The sequence below is a fragment of the Marinobacter sp. CHS3-4 genome (genome assembly GCF_030053415.1).
In the GTDB taxonomy this organism is placed as follows: domain Bacteria; phylum Pseudomonadota; class Gammaproteobacteria; order Pseudomonadales; family Oleiphilaceae; genus Marinobacter.
Genome location: NZ_JASGBJ010000001.1, coordinates 434403 through 451868, shown reverse-complemented (window position 1 = coordinate 451868; position 17466 = coordinate 434403). Strand labels below are relative to the sequence as shown.

The 17466-nt window shown below is 56.0% G+C and carries 12 protein-coding genes; 3 read left to right on the top strand and 9 right to left on the bottom strand.

The annotated features are described in order from the left end of the window. Nucleotides 1-21 precede the first annotated feature (21 nt). Together QLQ17_RS02075 and QLQ17_RS02070 are read left to right on the top strand one after the other, a co-directional pair. Nucleotides 22-1335, top strand: a complete 1314-nt coding sequence (locus QLQ17_RS02075) for a DUF3422 family protein (protein WP_283207877.1) — start codon at nt 22-24, stop codon at nt 1333-1335. Nucleotides 1336-1452: 117 nt separating this feature from the next. After that, entirely contained in the window at nt 1453-2763 is a 1311-nt protein-coding gene (locus QLQ17_RS02070) for a DUF3422 family protein (protein ID WP_283207876.1), read from the top strand. Between the two features lie 24 nt (nt 2764-2787). Here the strand turns inward: QLQ17_RS02070 and QLQ17_RS02065 are convergent, their stop codons facing one another. Together QLQ17_RS02065 and QLQ17_RS02060 are read right to left on the bottom strand one after the other, a co-directional pair. Next, the gene (locus QLQ17_RS02065; RefSeq protein ID WP_283207875.1) at nt 2788-3564 is read right to left on the bottom strand and encodes an ATP-binding protein; all 777 of its coding nucleotides are present in this window, start codon (nt 3562-3564) and stop codon (nt 2788-2790) included. Nucleotides 3565-3568: 4 nt separating this feature from the next. Further along, on the bottom strand, nt 3569-4294 hold the full coding sequence (locus tag QLQ17_RS02060) for a polyamine aminopropyltransferase (RefSeq protein ID WP_283207874.1): 726 nt from the start codon (nt 4292-4294) through the stop codon (nt 3569-3571). 216 nt (nt 4295-4510) lie between these two features. Here QLQ17_RS02060 and QLQ17_RS02055 point away from each other — a divergent pair, with 216 nt between their 5' ends. Further along, nucleotides 4511-7333, top strand: coding sequence for a transporter substrate-binding domain-containing diguanylate cyclase (locus QLQ17_RS02055; RefSeq protein ID WP_283207873.1), 2823 nt, complete (start codon nt 4511-4513; stop codon nt 7331-7333). A 10-nt stretch (nt 7334-7343) separates the two neighbouring features. Here QLQ17_RS02055 and QLQ17_RS02050 read toward each other — a convergent pair whose 3' ends face one another. The 7 genes from QLQ17_RS02050 to QLQ17_RS02020 all read right to left on the bottom strand — a co-directional run bounded on the left by QLQ17_RS02050 (nt 7344) and on the right by QLQ17_RS02020 (nt 17387). Beyond that, nucleotides 7344-7784, bottom strand: coding sequence for a VOC family protein (locus tag QLQ17_RS02050; RefSeq protein WP_283207872.1), 441 nt, complete (start codon nt 7782-7784; stop codon nt 7344-7346). Between the two features lie 89 nt (nt 7785-7873). Next, entirely contained in the window at nt 7874-8938 is a 1065-nt protein-coding gene (locus QLQ17_RS02045; RefSeq protein ID WP_283207871.1) for a hypothetical protein, read from the bottom strand. 80 nt (nt 8939-9018) lie between these two features. After that, nucleotides 9019-10071 carry a hypothetical protein gene (locus tag QLQ17_RS02040; protein ID WP_283207870.1) on the bottom strand — a complete coding sequence of 351 codons (1053 nt, stop codon included), beginning with the start codon at nt 10069-10071 and terminating at the stop codon, nt 9019-9021. A 25-nt stretch (nt 10072-10096) separates the two neighbouring features. After that, nucleotides 10097-11104, bottom strand: a complete 1008-nt coding sequence (locus QLQ17_RS02035; RefSeq protein ID WP_283207869.1) for a tetratricopeptide repeat protein — start codon at nt 11102-11104, stop codon at nt 10097-10099. Nucleotides 11105-11116: 12 nt separating this feature from the next. Next, entirely contained in the window at nt 11117-14434 is a 3318-nt protein-coding gene (locus QLQ17_RS02030; protein ID WP_283207868.1) for a hypothetical protein, read from the bottom strand. Nucleotides 14435-14437: 3 nt separating this feature from the next. Continuing rightward, the gene (locus QLQ17_RS02025; protein ID WP_283207867.1) at nt 14438-15274 is read right to left on the bottom strand and encodes a DUF4123 domain-containing protein; all 837 of its coding nucleotides are present in this window, start codon (nt 15272-15274) and stop codon (nt 14438-14440) included. Beyond that, nucleotides 15261-17387, bottom strand: a complete 2127-nt coding sequence (locus tag QLQ17_RS02020; RefSeq protein WP_283207866.1) for a type VI secretion system Vgr family protein — start codon at nt 17385-17387, stop codon at nt 15261-15263. The genes QLQ17_RS02025 and QLQ17_RS02020 overlap by 14 nt, the downstream gene beginning before the upstream one ends. Between the last annotated feature and the right edge of the window lie 79 nt (nt 17388-17466).

Below are 17466 nucleotides of genomic sequence, written 5' to 3'. Positions count from 1 at the left end.
TCAATCGCCCAGGAAAATCTCGTGAAACCGCCCGTGAATACCCTTGAGGTTCATCCACTCCGGGAAATTCTCTACAACGAACTGCATGCCCGTCCGTTCCAGGTGCTGCCTTGCCCTTCGCAAGTTACCCACATTGCACTACTGACCACCCCCGAACAGCGAGCACAACAATTCAGGCACTGGCAGGATCTGCACGCACACATGGGGCATGTCATTCCCCATGATGAAGAAAGCTGCTTTGAATCCACGTTCGGCGATATTCGCGTGCGACGTGAACTCCATATGGAGTTCACGTCCTATACGTTCATCAACCTGGGCAAATCGGAAGACGAAGAACCGTTCACCACCACCGGACTGGCCAAGCTCCCCGACGGCTGGCTGGACAAACTGACAGGGACGACCGTTGCGGCCTTTCATATGGATCTTCGGCCACCGGAGGAAGAGCCCGACCTGGCAACCGTTCGTCATTATTTCGAAGGCGAGCGGCTGATTGGCAGTCGCGCGGCCGAAGGGAAGGCTCGCGTTTGGAGCTCATTCAAGCTTCATGGCGACGGCTTCGGGCGTTTTCTTGTCATCAACAACGGGCTTTCTGATAGCCAACTGGGCCGCCTGACCCAGAGGCTGATGGAACTGGAGACTTATCGCCTGATGTCTTTGCTGGCGCTACCGGTAGCGCGTGACATGACCCCGGCACTGAATGACATGGACCAGGGCCTGGCCAACATTACCCAGTCTCTCACTGGTAACGGCGAAGTCGATGAGCCTGACGTACTGAAAAATCTGACAGATATGGCGGCGCAGATTGAGGCATTCCGCGCACAATCCACGTTCCGGTTTGCGGCCACCAGGGCGTATCACAAGCTTGTGCTCGCAAGGCTGGCCGTGCTGCGCGAAGACGAGCTGTCCCCACACCTGACCATCGGGGAGTTCATGACCCGTCGTTTGACGCCTGCGGTTGAAACCTGTGAATCGGTCAGTGAGCGCCTGGACGACCTCTCCAAGAGAGTCAGCCGGGCATCAGACATGATGAGGATGCGGGTGGAACTGGCGATTCAGAGCCAGAATCAGCAACTGCTGACCTCGATGAACGACCGGTCAAAAGTACAGTTGATGATGCAACACACGGTAGAGGGATTCTCGGTAGTGGTGATCGCCTACTACCTGATCGCGCTGATGAGAATGGCGATGGACGTGGCACAGGAAGCCGGTTTTGATTTCAACAAACCGCTGCTGGTGGGGCTGTCGATTCCTGTCACTCTTGGGCTGGTGTATGTGACGGTGCGATCGATGCGACGCAGATTCCTGAAGCTTGCAGCGGGGAAGTCAGACGCTTGATCTGGCATACGGCAGGCCACTGCAACCCCTGCTTTCTTGCAGCAGTGCGCAGAGCAGCTACTGTTATAGTCACAAGCTGTGAATCGCCCAGCAAGGCCGCCGGTCGAGGACAGGATAGTGGATCCGACGTTTCAGAAACTCGATTTCCATCCCCTTCGGGAGTCGCTCTATAACGAGCTCCATACCCAGCCGTTTCAGGTTCTGCCCTGCCCGTCCCAGGTGTCTCATCTTGCGGTAATGACCACGCCAGAGCAGCGCAAAGCGCAATTTCGGCACTGGCAGGAACTGCACGAGGAACTGGGCCAGCCTGCGCCCTCGGAAGAAAAGAGCTGCCTCGAATCGACCTTTGGTGACTTCAAGATCCGCCGTGAACTGCACATGGAGTTCACGGCGTATACCTTCATTCACTTTGGTCCAACGGGAAACCATCGTCCCTTTCGACATACCGGCCTGACCAGTTTGCCCGACGGATGGCTGGAGCGCCTGACCGGCACGGTGGTCGCGGCTTTCCACCTGGACCTGCAGAAAGCAGAAGAAAATGAAGAGCCAGACCTGGCCGTCATCCGGGATTATTTTGACGGATACCGGCTGATTGGCAGCAGACCGGCGGAAGGCAAGGCCCGGGTATGGAGCTCTTTCAAACTGCACGATGATGGCTTCGGCAGGTTTATGGTTCTCAACATGGGCTTGCCGAACAACCAGCTGGGACGACTGACCCAGCGGCTGATGGAGGCTGAAACCTATCGGCTGCTGTCCCTGCTGGCATTACCAGTGGCGCGAAACATGACGTCTGATCTTAACCACATGGATCAGACACTGGCGGAGATCACAGAATCCCTGACCAACGACACAGGTGTGGATGAACCCCATGTTCTGGCTGAATTGACCGATATGGCAGCGCGAATTGAAGATTTTCGGGCCCATTCCACTTTTCGGTTTTCGGCCACCCGCGCCTATCACAAACTGGTCCTGGCGCGGCTGGAGGCACTGCGCGAAGACGAGCTGTCCGGCCACCTGACCATCCGGGAGTTCATGAACCGGCGCCTGACGCCAGCTGCCGAAACCTGCGAATCCGTCAACAACCGTCTCGACGATCTGTCTCTCCGGATCGGCAGGGCTTCCGACATGATGCGCGCCCGAGTGGAGCTTGAATTGCAGCGCCAGAACCAGGAACTACTTGCCGCGATGAACCAGCGGTCCAAGGTTCAACTGATGATGCAGCACACCGTGGAAGGCTTTTCCGTGGTGGTGATTTCCTATTACCTGATCGCTCTGCTCCGGATGGCCATGGATGTGGCGGAAGAATCCGGCGTCAGCTTTAACAAGCCGCTTCTTCTGGGCATCGCCATTCCAACCATACTCGTACTGGTGTATTTCACCGTACGCGCTATCCGCCGTCACTTTCTGAAAATGGCAGAGAGGGAGTAGGCGTTAAGGTACGAGCTGATTAGCTCAGTCAAACGTGCCCGCAAACTGGCGATAGAACTGCTGAGCCGTACGCCCGTTTCGTACCCCCTTGGCAGTGGCAAAACGAATGGCTTCCTGATGCAGGGCGGCACGGTCCTTGACCTCCGGAAACAGGGAATCCACGGTCTCCAGATAGGTATCCTGGGGAAACGGATAGAAAGACAACTGAAGCCCGAACCGATCCGCAAGCGACACCTGTTCTTCGATGGCCTCGGCCGGATGAAGCTCTCCGTCGCGAACCTCGCTTTTCACGTTGTCAGACATGAATTCCGGCATCAGATGTCTGCGGTTGGAGGTGGCGTAGACTCTGACATTCTCCGGCGGCAATTCCAGCGAACCTTCCAGAACGCTTTTCAACGCCTTGTATCCAGACTCGCCCACATCAAAAGACAGATCGTCGCAGAAAATGACAAAACGGTACGGCAGCTCCCACAGGTCATCGACGATCTCCGGCAGATTGACCAGGTCGTCCTTATCCACCTCAATCATACGCAAGCCCTGATCCCGATAGCGGTTCAGAAGCGCTTTGATCAGAGATGACTTACCGGTACCACGTGACCCCCACAACAACGCATTATTGGAGGGCTCCCCGGATAGAAACCGCTCGGTATTGCGGCCCAATGCGTCACGCTGACGATCAATGCCCTTAAGGCTTTCCCACTGCACCGGATCCAGTCGGCGGATACCTCGCAGGCCCGAGCGATGCCGACGCCAGACCGCAGCCGGGGTTGTCGTCCAGTCAATCGTTTGCGTAACGCTCATCAGATCAACTCTCCGGGGTTCTGGCCAGATAAACGGTGTTGGTGGATTCGCGATTCTGAAACGGGTTGTAGAAAGACACAACCCTGGCATCGACATCGGTAAACAGCTCCCGAAGCGTCTGCATAAATGGCTCATCAGGGGGATCGTTGGACCACATGGCAAAGACACCGCCAGCCCGAAGGAAACGCGCCATCTTTCCCAGACTTTCGACCGTATAGAAACTGGCGTTGGACTCGTTCAGCAACGCTCGTGGCGAGTGATCGATATCCAGCAGGATGGCATCAAACAGCCGTCCAGGGGATTCCGGATCAAATCCAGCGTCGGACACCGCGAAGTCAAAAAAGCTACCTAACACATAGCGGCACCGCGGATCGTCATTCAACACTTTGCCCAACGGCACTTTTTCCTGCTGATGCCATTGGATAACAGTGTCCAGAGCATCCACCACCAGCAGTTCATTAACCCGATCATGTCGCAAGGCGGCCTCTGCGGTATAGCCCAGACCCAGGCCGCCTACCACGACGTCCAGAGAATCACCATGGGCCATCGTAAGGCCCAGATCCGCCAGGGCCACTTCCGCATCCACAAACATGCTGGACATCAGGAATTCATCGCCCAGCTTCACTTCGAATATATCCCGCTCCCCCAGCGCCGGTATGCGTCGACGCCTGAGGGTGATTTCGCCCAGCGCAGAAGGCTGGCTGTCGATTTCTTCAAACATTAATCCCATGGTGATTTCCCCAATCGACTGTTGGCGCAGTCTACCATCGCGACCCGATGAAAAACCCGAATCCACTTCAAAATCACTGATCAGCGTCTACACTGAGAGCGTCACCAGAAGGATTTTTGCCCGTTGATGCGCGCCCGCTCGATTCCCGTCTCCCTGCCATTTTCCAGATTTCAGCCGATATGCTGGCTTCTGGCGACGATTGTCGTGGTCGCGACGATGTCTGCGCGCGCTGACATTCCGAGCAGTATTTCGGTTGGCATCGTTGACAACAACATGCCCTACTCGAGCTTTAAAGACGGCAATGCTTCCGGCTTTTCCGTCGACGTATTACGCAAGATCGGGGAGAACGCCGATCTGGAACTTCAATTCCAGGCCGGGAACTGGTCCGAAATCTACAGCGCCTTTCTGAACGGCGATATCGACGTTATCGACAGCATCTCCTATCGCCAAAGCCGGGCCGAGAAGATCCTGTTTACCGAGCCTTACCACATCCGGCAAACGTACCTGATGCATCACCCTGATAACCCCCTCGGCGACATCAACTCTCTGGACGATCTTGAGGGGAAGCGCATTGGCGTTTTCAGTGAAATTTTCTATAAGGATGCCCTCACCCAGCCCGACATCACACTGAAAACCTACGAGTCCACAGGTGGGCTGATTCGAGCCCTGGCTTTTGGATGGGTAGACGGAATTGTCGGGCCAAAACTTACTCTGCAGTACTACGCGCACCAGGCCGGTTTTCCATTCCTCAAGATTGCGGGGCAGGCGCCACTGGGCGAGCTGGCCATCGAGGACTTCAGGCTTGGCGTACACAAAGGCAGGGTTAAGCTAAGGGATCGATTGCAGCAGGCTCTGGAGGCCATTCCAGAAGAGCACATTGCCAAATTGCTGCAACGCTGGCGAGATTATGGGGGTGCAAGCGTCAATGGGAGCAATGGCTTTCAGCTGAGTGAACCTCTGAGCCGATACGTCAGCCGCCTTGGCCCAGTCAGAGTCGGATTCATGCAGGACTACTCCCCGTTCAGTTTCCGGGACGCAGGAACACTGCAAGGCCTGAGCGTCGATTTAATGAACCGGATAGCCGACCTGACCGGACTTCGGATCATTCCGGTTTCAGGGCAATGGTCAGAGCTTTATCCCGCCCTTGTGGACGGAAACATTGATGTGATGGCGAACATGTCGAGAACCGAAGAACGCGACAAGTTTGCCCGTTTCTCCAAGGCCTACCATGTGATCCCGAATGTGGCGTTCACGCTGGACAACACACTGAGTTTTGACCGATGGGAAGACCTTCGAGGGTATCGCGTTGCCATCGGCGCCGGCATCTATTACGAAAAAGCGATACGGGATGCGCTAGGGGACCAGGTACTCTCTTTTACCTCTCAGCGAGCCATGTTTGAAGCGCTGGCCGATGGTACCGTTGACGTAACACTAGCAGCACTGCCAAACGGTAATCACTGGATTCGCATGCTCAACATTCCCAGTGTATCCATTGCCGGCGAGATCTCCGTGGATGGCACCCAGGGGGAAGATCTGCGGTTTGGTGTGCGCGACGACCTTGCGCCGGTTGCGCAAATCATCGATCAGGGTCTGAATGCCATCTCACCCACGGAAATGAACACCATCAAGAATCGCTGGCTCGGCGCGTCCAAGACCGAACCACAGGCCTCTGGAACGGTTACGTTCGAACCGCAGGAGCAGAGATGGCTCGCTAAACACAACCACGCCCTGACACTGTGCCTGGACCCGGATTGGATGCCTTTGGAAGGCATTAACGCAACGGGCGAGCACGTGGGTATTTCCGCAGACATCGTCCAGCTTTTCCGGGAAAAATCCGACATTGCATTCAAACCGCTGGAAACCGAAAGCTGGTCTGAATCAATGATCGCCGCGAAGAACCGAGAGTGCGACCTGTTCCCCATGGCGATGCCAACACCGGAACGGGAGAAGTTTCTGAACTTCACCGACCCTTACCTCCAGCTTCCCAGTGTCATGGTGGGCCGTATCGACACCCCCTTCATCACCTCGCCCGACGAACTTGGCAATCAACCCATTGGCATTGTGCGTGACTACGCCTTCGTGGAACTCCTGAGGAGCAGAAACCCGAGCATCAATCTGGTGGAAGTTGAAAATGAAAGCCATGGTCTACGAAAAGTTCAGGAACGGGAACTGGCTGCCTACATCACGACCCTGGATACGGCGAACAAAACTATGGAAGAACTCGGACTGGCAGACCTGAAAGTGATTGGCCGGGTCTCTGCTGACTGGTCTATGGGCGTGGCCACCCGAAATGACGAGCCCATCCTGTTGGAGATCATGCAGAAACTGGTCGACAGCCTCACGGATGAAGAACTTAAAACCATCCGACAAAAATGGTCCCGGGTCGAGCTGAAGCAAAGCGTGGACTACACCCTGATGATTCAGATCGCCTTGGCGGCCATCGTCCTGCTGACACTGCTGTTCTACTGGAACCGCAAGCTTGGCAGACTGAATGCCGAACTGGCTGATGCCAATGCCACTCTCGCTCGACTCAGCGTGACGGACGACCTGACCCAACTGGGCAACCGCAGCTACTTCGACAGGGAATTTACCACCAGCTTCCGATGGTGCAAGCGCCACCGGGCGGGGTTTGCCGTAGCCATGATCGACGCTGACCACTTCAAAGTCATTAATGACAACTTCGGCCATCAGGCCGGCGACGAGTGTCTGAGGATGCTGGCAGACCGAATGCGTGCTCATTTCCGGCGCGACACAGACCGCCTGAGTCGCTTCGGCGGAGAAGAGTTCGCCGTATTTTCTAGTTACGACGACAAGGCAGAGCTCATACAGCGATTTGAGCAGCTACGCCAGGACATCGCTGAGCAAACCGTTCCATGGGATGATCAGAACATTCAGTTCACCATCAGCATTGGCGTGGCAACCGGAATCCCGAGGAACGGCTATAGCCAGGCCGAATTCCTCAGACTGGCAGACCAGGCGCTTTATTCAGCCAAGCAGAGTGGGCGGAACCGGGTCGAAGCTCGGGTAGTGGGTGAGTAATTCCTATGGCTCACCAGGTACCAGTATTTTCCATACTTGCCCAGGGCTCCCTGGCTGGCAAAGGATCACCCTTCTGAAGCAGTTCGATGGAAATACCATCCGGTGACCGGATAAAGGCCATGCGGCCATCCCGCGGCGGGCGGTTTATAGTGACACCGCTGTTCTGAAGATGACTGCACAGGCCGTAGATATCATCCACGCGATACGCCAGATGCCCGAAATTGCGGCCTCCGGTATATTCCTCAGGGTCCCAATTATACGTCAGCTCGATCATTGGCGCCCGCTCTTCTCTGGCCCGAGCTTCGTCTTCCGGGGCCGCCAGAAACACCAGCGTGAATCGGCCTTTTTCGCTGTCTTTGCGGCTGATTTCCACCATACCCAGCAGATCGCAGAAAAAGTGCAGAGTTTCATCCAGGTCGCTGACGCGGATCATGGTGTGGAGGTATTGCATGGTGCTCGCTCCGTTGGGCTTAACTAAAGCTTTATGCTACCAAATATTTAAGGCGGCATTGTCCTGCAACGTCACTTGAGTACTGTTCGTCAAACCGGATAAGCGTCTTGCGGACGCAACTCCCGATACTCTTGAGTAGAGACCTTTCCCAATTGCGGTGTCAGCCGGCAGACACGCCTGTTCCATGGGTATTCCAGCTGACGCTTCAGCCATTCAGCGCCTTCGCCCTGTTTCCAGGCTTCCAGGTCCAGATCACGCCAGAAGCGCGGATTCCGTCCCGTTCTCTGGTCGTGTTCAGCGGTTACGGGGTCCAAATGGCGGAAGGGCTCCAGCCTCGGCATATCCGGCAACGGCTGGGACACGTCCATATACCGCTGAAGCATGTCCCACAGGGCCAGAACTTCCTCCTTCGAGGGCTCGATCCGGCTCAGGGAGGTTTGGGTAAACTGCTTGGCCGTATAGCGGTGAACAAAGATCAGGCGATAGAAGATGCCGCCCTGCTGGACGACTCGCTCCACATAGGCATCAAACTCCTCGAAGGGCGCGGTCAGTTTCTTGCCGCCCGGGAGAGCAAAGCTCACTTCACCCGTTTCACGACTAAAGGCGCTTTCTCCCGAATCCAAACTGCGGTCCAGGAGTTTGCCTAGCATTTTGTCGAACGGTCTTAACAACAGAGCGAAACCGCCCATTACCCAGGGCATGGTTTTAATGACTAGGTATAGCGATAAAACTATCCAACCAAGAACCACGAAAAGGCCCCAAATAGACTTTAACAAATGAGGTAACTCAACCATTGCAGCGTAATGCAAAATTAACATCCCGCCCCCAACCACTAGCGCGGAGCCCCATGCATATGGGATTAGAACTAGTAAAGCTGACAAACCAATAAATGCCTTACCACTGAGAAAACGAATCTGCCGTTGGTCCCACCACCCACTAAATTCTAAGCCATCTGGATCAGTCTGGTCTTGATGCTGAACAACGCCTACGTCTTCACATAAACGGTAGTAAGGTTCGATACCGGCGTAGTCGCCTACGGGTTGAAGGTCCTCACCGAGTCGGTCGCGTTTCTCTGGTGACTTCGGCAATGCCGGAATCTGATCCGCCCGAAAACCGGTTTTCTCTTTGCGATGGGCATGGCCATTCTCGCTCATACGGCAACTCCTTTTACCGTCCAATCGGGCGCGGGCTCATTGCCCAACGCCGGCCTGCCCGTCGGGCAGTAGGCTTTTATTCAAACCGGATAAGCATCCTGTGGCCGCAACTCCCGATAGCCTTGAGTGGAGACTTTTCCCAACTGCGGTGTCAGCCGACAGACACGCCTGTTCCACGGGTATTCCACCTGGCGCTTCAGCCATTCAGCGCCTTCGCCCTGTTTCCAGGCTTCCAGGTCCAGGTCACGCCAGAAGCGCGGATTCCGTCCCGTTTTCTGGTCGTGTTCAGCCGTTACGGGATCCAAATGACGGAACGGCTCCAGCCTCGGCATATCCGGCAACGGATGAGACACGTCCATATACCTCTGAAGCATGTCCCACAGGGCCAGAACTTCCTCCTTCGAGGGCTCGATCCGACTCAGGGAGGTATGGGTAAACTGCTTGGCCGTATAGCGGTGAACAAAGATCAGACGATAGAAAATACCGCCCTGTTGAACCACACGCTCCACATAAGCATCAAACTCCTCGAAGGGCGCGGTCAGTTTCTTGCCGGCCGGGAGAGCAAAGCTCACTTCACCCGTTTCACGACTAAAGGCGCTTTCTCCCGACTCCAAACTGCGGTCCAGGAGTTTGCCTAGCAGCTTGTCGAATGGTCTCAATATCAGAGCGAAACCGCCCATGACCCAGGGCATGGTCTTTATGAGGATGTAGAGTGAAACCGGCATCCAAGCAAAAACGGCGGATAACATGACCAAGAAAAAAATAAAATCGGGCGAATCTACAACCAGTTGATAGACATAGTAGTAGAACAACACCGCTCCACCCGCCAAAACTACACTGCCCCAAACATAAGGCATCAGCAGCAGCAATGCTGAAAGACCTATAAATACCTTGCCGCTCAGAAAGCGAATCTGATGCTGGTCCCACCACCATTCCCCAGATTCAAAGCCATCTGGATCGGTCTGGTCTTGATGCTGAACGGCACCTAAGTCTTCACATAGGCGATAGTAGGGTTCGATACCGGCGTAGTCGCCTACGGGTTGAAGGTCCTCACCCAGTCGGTCACGTTTCTTTGGAGACTCCGGCAATGCTGGAATCTGATCCTCTCGAAATCCTGTTTTCAGAAGTGGCATCGGTAATCCCAATTGCTGAAGCCGATTACAACCCGAACTTCGGCTCGTAATACAGGATCGGGGTGTCCACCAATAACTTCTTTGAGCGTTCCTTGGCTGCTTCCAGCATTTCGGGGGTCATGTAGTCGCGGTAATCGTCAATAAAGCCCAGCGCCATTTCTTTTCCCGTCTGGCGATGCAGGGCCATCAGAAGAGCAGCTCCCTCAACCGGGCGAGGCTTCTCAAACTCATAGGAAAGGCTTGGCATCAGAACTTCGGCAATATCCGGCCCCATCATGATCAGTGCTCCCGCGTTAAGCACAGCATGGTAGTAGTCAGTCTTCGCCATTTTCTCGACCCAATATTGCGCCTCTTCAAAATCGCCCTGGTCTTTTAGCATGATCGCGAGCTTTTCCATCGCCTTGGGAAACCCATTCTCCGCCGATGCCCGCAGCCATCTGATTATGTCTTCCCGGCGGCCTGCGTCGGTCCAATAGAAGCCCATCTCTCTTTCGTCAAGAAGCCCAACTGCCAACCAGTACTGAGCAAACGCGTTGCCGTTTTCCGCCGCCCTTTTTGTCCAATCAAAGGCTTCACTGTTGTCTTCACTCCAGTACACGGAGAAAAGCTCCATCATTGCTTCGGTATCGCCTGCCTTAGCCCGTGCCAAGGCGACTTCTTCGGCCTTTTCCAACCAGCGCTCCTGTTCGTCAGGGTCGCACTCTCGCGTCGTGCCACAGAACACATCTTTTCGGGTCAGCCTTAGCATGGCGTAAACCTCTCCGCCTTCGGCGGCCTGTCGGTAGAAGTCAATCGCCGTTTGGGTCATCACGGACCGTTGGCGGATAATCTCACCGGCGTAGTAGGCCGCCTCTACGTGTCCCAAAGAGGCGGCTTCCTTGAGCTTGGGCAGGGCACGTGGCGTGTAATGCTGTTGGTAGTTAATGTACCCTTCCTCGAACAAACGCTCCGCTCGCTCAGAGTCGGTTTCTGCGCTCACTGGCATAGCCAGAAGGCAAGCCAATAACCACACGAAATACCTGGCTAAATTCATGTTCTTCATCCGTTACACCTGATCCAATAAATGGCGGCTGAGTTTTCTTCTGATCGACTCATAGGCTTTATGTATTCGGGCATCTTCTGGCGTAATCACACTTCTCGCCATAAACTCATCCAAGCGTTTCAGATTCGCCTTCGCGGCCTGCTTGCAGTCTGACGTTGAGGGCGCGGACAGCGACACCCACTCTTCGAAATCATCCCAGCCAAGGCCGTCGTCTTTTTCTTTGACGCCCTGCGTATTCATGCGCGTCAGGGCTTCTTCAAACTGCCGTTGAATGCGGTTGGGGCTCGCGCCGCGATAGGATTCCGGGGCGACATAGTCTTCGGAGGTCCACCCTGGCCCACATTCCCAGTCTCTGGCGGTCATCCATTTCAGGCATTGAAGGATTGAACGCTGTTGGAGCTTGAGAACCTGAACTCTCGACTTCGGCTCCCTTCCTTTCTCACCCTCAATCGCAACCGGTTCCGCCACCAATGTATGCAGCATCGGACCAATGGCCTCCGGTTGCAGCCCCTGGAACCAATCTTGGTATTCGTCGTAAGTGACCAGGGGCTCGTCATCAGTTGCCTCCGCATCGCCGTTATAGATATCAACGGCTCTGACGATTCTCAATGATATTTCACCAGCCCGTTCACCGCGGTCCCAATTCCGGCCCATTTCCTCCAGCTTGTCATAAGCCAGGCCGGTCAGGAAGGCGAAGCTCAGGGCTGTGGACAGGTGAATCTGTATGAGCAGGCTCATGTAGTCAAAGGCGTCTGTGTCGATCCAGACCAGGTGACGGTAGCCGTTTCTGTGCAACTCCTGTTGCAGCAGGCGCATGAAAATGGGAACGGCGTTCAGGGCCAGTTCGCACTGGATGCCCCCGCCAATGCCGATGGCCGCGATCGCTTTGCCCTTGAGGCGCACCACCAGTCGGCCCTTGTGCAGCCCAAGCATAAAGTCGTAGGACGCGGCGGGACCGATACCGCCCTCGGCTTCGGCGCTTACCCGCCCCAGATTGAACCATTCCGGGAGGTTTCCATTCAGCTGTCGTGCGTTTTCATCGTCTCGGAAATCTTTAGGCAAGGACCAGTACAGCTCCCCGTTGACCATCGCGCCCATGGTCGCCGCTGCGGAGGCCTCAAACTGGGCCCCCACCGCTTCTCGTGTTTTAAAATCCACGCCGCTGATTTGCAGTTGGCCTTTGTCGGTGGCTCTGACTTCCAGTTCGCGGCTGAGCAGAAGGTTGGCACCGACCGTGCCCCAGCATTGGGCGTCCAATTGGCAATAAAACTTGCCGAGTTTGAGCGCCTGATCGCCTTCGGTGGTGTCGTACTGAATGACGATGTCTCTGGCATCCTCGGGTTTGGGAAGCTGGATAGAAAACAGGTCGGTGCGGCCTTCCCAGAAGGTGGCTTTGAGTTGCAGGTCCACCTTGCCCAGCGTGCCACTGATGGCGTCTGTGTCTTCGTCGGTTTTTTTCTGGGGGTCGGAGTTGTCGTGCAGCGTTTTTTGGCGCTGGACCTGCGTTTTACGCTCGACTTTATTGATGTCTTTAAGGCGCTCTTCAGCGCTGTGTTGGGGCCTCTCGTCCGGGCCGGTGACGTTGCTTTCAACCCGCAACACATCCACGCTGATGCCGTCGGTCTCGCCGTTGCCAACACCGCTGAGCACCAGGCGCATAAACTGGCCGGAGTAGGTCTCGTTGAACCGGGGTAGGGATTGTGCCACCTTCGCGTTGAACAGCAGATTTTTCAGGTAGTCGCCCCAGGCGGCTCGGTCGGCCTCGCTCTGAAGGTCTGCCACAGCATCCGGTTCGATGGATTCAAAAAAGTGTTCCGGTTGAAACACGCCATTTTCGTCAAACCAGTCATTCTGGAGCGGGTATGGCTTGGCACCCAGGCCGATCAAGAGTTTTTCCAGAGCTTTGTCGTTGCCCGGTACCTGGGCGGCTTTGATGGCCATGGCCACATCAAAGGGGCTGTCGGGTTCTTCTGGGGTTCCGAAGTAGTCTTTCGCGCCGGCAATATGAAGCAGCGAGAAGTGCTGAACGGTCTCAGCCCCGGGGCGGCAAAACTCCCGCAGCGGCATACCCGGGCGCACCAGGGCTCTGACCGACGGGTAGTCATACTCGGCCGGGTTCCAGACAAACATTTTAGGAGGCACCAGTGCTCCTGCCGCGTCTTTGGCCGACGTGTGCACGGCCTTTTGCCTGGTCTCGCAGGTGTTAATGTCGCGCTGGAACTGCTCCAGTTCACCGCTGGGAATGGGGCCTTTGCCGCCGATGGAGTCCCACCAGATTTCAAAGCGCTGTTGTTGCTGCTCTTTCAGCGACTGCTTTTCGTATTCGAGTTTCTTGAAATCCGACAGCGCCAGCACCCCCTTTTGAAGGCTGTCTTTGCTGGCACCTAACGAGTATTCGGGGGTGGCGAATCCGGCGTGCGCCAAGCCCTCTACGCTAAGAAGGTAGTTCCGCATTCTGCCAGTGAGCTGGGCAGCCGCGTCCAGATAGGGCTCCAGTTTGGACCAGTTCACTTTGGGTTGAGAAAACTCGTAATCAAGCAGCTCTTCGTTCAGGCGAAGCTGACTGACAAACGCTTCCAGATTTTGCTGGCTGTCGAACTCGTCGTCTTCAAAGTCTTCGCGTGCCTCTACGTATTCTTCCATTAATGCCATGATGTCTTTCTTTGCTGGCAAAAAAAGCTCGCCGTTCTCTACCAAATAACCGGCAGTTTCCGCAGCACTAAAGCCTTCGTCTTCAAGGTCTTCTAGACGAGACTTTTTGCTTTGAATAGCTTCGAAGCACTCATTTCTATTACGCCCAAAAGTCCCTACCGCCTCTTCCAACTGAGTCAGGGCTTCCCGTTCTTTGCTAGCTCTTTTCTCATCGTCTGGGATGGTCTGGATCTGCCCTACTTTCTCTAAGTGCTCTTCCTTATATTTATCAAATTCCCGTCTCAGGTCCTCTAGCCTGGCTCTTGCTTCAGCAATGTCTTTGCTCAGCTTCTGCCATTCCTTTTGCTGTTCGGGAGGCAAAAAACTATAGGGACTAGCGGGCAGGAACATGTCTTTCAGACCGGCGGCCTCCAGAGCCTTAAAGCGCTCCTGTGCCGTTGCTTTGGATACGGCAGCTTTGAGTCGGTCAGCGCTGGTTTCAATTTTTTCCAGTAGCTGCTCCGGTAACAGCCAGAAACTTCGCTGACCGAAGACATAAATCGCCGTGGCGTATCGGGCATCCTGGCAAGGTTGGGCAGTGGATCCGCCAGAGGTTAGATCGTCTTCCTGGACGACTGGCGGGGGAAGATCGTTTTCATCGGTTTTAGTCACAGCCTGATCCGTCAGCATGGTCTACAGTCCTTGTTCGCATTCCAATTGGCTGAGTATCTGCGCAGCCGTTCGATTTGAATTTTCGGCGAGTTGCTTCCAATCCGGCGAATCCAGCAGCGGGCCCTTGAGACGTATCGCCATCCGTAACCAGCGATCCTGATCGGCTTGCAGATTGATGCCGGCCTGCTGTGCCTTCAATACCTCATTCAGCGCAAACTGTTCGGCGTCTTCCGCCGGGATATGGACGCGATAGTTGTCGGCAAGCACCGTCGCAAACTGCCGCACCCGAGCGTCATCCATCTCTTTCACCTGCGCTCCAGTGATCGCAAACGGTGCGGATTGCTCTGGAGCTGGCTCGGCCTGTACTTCGAGGCTTTGCCACCATTTGCCGTATCGATACCAGTGCCATTGCCGCGCTGGGCCGATCAGTCTTGCTTTTTGCCCCGGCTCAAGCACCTTCAAGAGGGGGCCTGTAGAGCGGGGATCATAGTACCGAAGCAGTGTGGGTTTGCCATCGACCGATACAGTCGTCAACGAGCGCAGATGGACGGCAAGATCTGCCAAGATTACGGAGGGTGCGGTTATCAGCATCCCAAGGGGCTCGCGCTGGTAACGCTGAATCAACGATTCACAGAAGTCCGTTTGATCGCGCAGGTCAATTAGAATCGGGCCCGATTTCCACAAGTCAGCCAACTCAGTGCCCTGGTACAGCGATTCCCAGGTGATCTCACCACGGTCAAAGTGCTGATAAAGCCAGCTGAGCAACTGATTTTCATCTTTCTGGGCCAGATCCAGCAAAGCGAAATCGGCCTCTTCCGGTTCCGACGAAGTGTTAAAGCCTGGCTCACGCATGGTCATGGATCGCGCACCGGCCCTGCTCATCCAATTCACATTCAGCCACCAGGGTATGGCCAGCTTTCGCCGCACTCACGAGTGCTGTTCCACCCAACGCAGCCAGGCCCGTTTCACTCTCACCATTTTGGCGCTGCCCGGTTTCGGCCAGAGACTCCGGGGCCGATTCCGGCTGGCCCTTCTCAGACAGCTGCATCGGCTGGGCCGGAGATTGGGGTGAAACACCACTACCAGAGCCCGGAGCCCCACCAGAGTTAATCTTCACTCCAGGTCCCGACAAGGTCACTCCACTGGGATCCAGCTTCAACAAACTGCCACCGGCAGAGATAGTCAGCTCGGCACCCGCATCCAGCACCACTTTGGTACCGGCTTTGTGATGCACTTCAGTGCCCGCTTCACTTAACGTTCCACTGCCGGATTTCTGGTGGAAGGTGCCGCCGATGCTTTGGCTGCAATCACCGCCAACGGACTCTCGCTTTTCGCCGTCCACCGTGCTGTGCTGGTTGGCTTTGATGTGGCTGAAGTCGTTGTTTTCGACAGTGCGGTGGCTGTCATTCCTGATGACTTCGGTGCGGTTGTTTTCCGTCAGCAGGTCCAGGTCTTTCTGGGCGTGAACGTAGATCTGTTCTTTGTCCGCTTCGTCTTCGAACCGCAGTTCGTTACTGCCCTCGCCCTTGTGGGTCTGGGTTTTTAAGGTGGTTCTTGTTTTGTTTTCGGGCAACGCATAGGGCGGCGTGTTGGTGGCGTGGTAGGTTCGCCCGGTGATGATCGGCTGATCCGGGTCGCCGTCCAGGAAAGACACGATGACTTCGTGACCGATTCTGGGTAACGCCATGAAGCCATATTGGCCGCCTGCCCAGCCCTGACTGACTCTGAGCCAGGCGCTTGAGTGTTCGTCGTTCTTTGCGTAGCGGTCCCAGGGGAATCGGACTTTTACTCTTCCATGCTCATCGCAATGAATCTCTTCGCCTGCGGGGCCGGTGACCAGCGCGATCTGGGGGCCGTCCATGAGGGGACGGTGGATGGTGTCTGGGTTCGGCCGCCAGGTGCGGTCCGCCGGAATGGCCTCGAAGTCGTTGTGGTAGGTCGTGGGTTCGCTACCCCCCTCTTCTTCCAGCGCCTGGGGCTGTTCGCCTTTGTGGGTGATGCTGGTTAACAGCCATTCCCGGTTCAGGGCGTCGTTGTCGTGTTCAGTGAGTTCTGCTTTGGCGCCCACGGTGAAGTCTGCGCGGTTGCTTTTGCCGGTGGCGGTGCTGGCGTCGTTTCTCAGGGCGTCCAGTCGTGATTCGGTAAAGGGTTGGCCGCTGGCGTCGGCTTTGAATCGGCCCGGGTAGTCGTAGTGCTGATAGTCAGCCCGCTGGGCGTCCAGCTTGTCGGCTTGGTGTTCATGCATCAGGGCGTAGGCGGGGTTTTTGAAGGTGTAGTCCTTCATGGCCACGGAGGCGGCTCTGACGCGCTCCTGATAGCGGAACCGGAAGATGGCCGGTTGTTGGGTACTGCCACCGGCTTTGGTGTTGTATTCAGCCTCAGGAAGCCTGGGCGCATCACCGTGGTGATCGGCGATGATCAGTTGGGGTTGGTCTTCACCATCCACGGATCCGTGGTGGTATCGGTAGTGCCAGCCTTCTTCGGCGGCCAGTCGTTCCAGAAAGGCCAGATCGCTTTCCCGGTGCTGGACGCAGTATTCCCGTTCGATGGGAGTGCGTTTCAGATCAAAGCCGGTGTCGATCAAGCCCCGTTCTTCCAGCAGGGTGCGCACGATGGTGTCGGTCGTTTGCGTCTGAAAGATGCGGCTGTTGTGCATCAGGCCCAGCCGCCATAAGGGCGGCTGGAAGAGGACTTCGTAGCGGGTACGGCGGTGGCCGGTGTCGCCCCGGGCGAATTCGTTGACCACGCCGGTGAAGCGGCGCAGGGGTTCGCCCTGTTGCCAGACGATCAGATCCACCGGCTGTTCCAGCACGTCGGAGGCGGCTACGTCGGAAAAGGTACTGGCCAGATCCAGCCGGCCCATGCACAGGCCAGACAGGCGTTCGGTCAGTTCGAAACCAACCACACTGAAAAAGTCACGGGGGAGTCCGCCAATACGGGCGGAGAACTGCAGTCCACGGGACTGGGGCATGTCTTCGGTCCTTGAAGATCGGGGTGGCAAAACCACCGGGCTTCACAACCTCCTGTTGCCAGCCCGGCGCTGCTCGGTA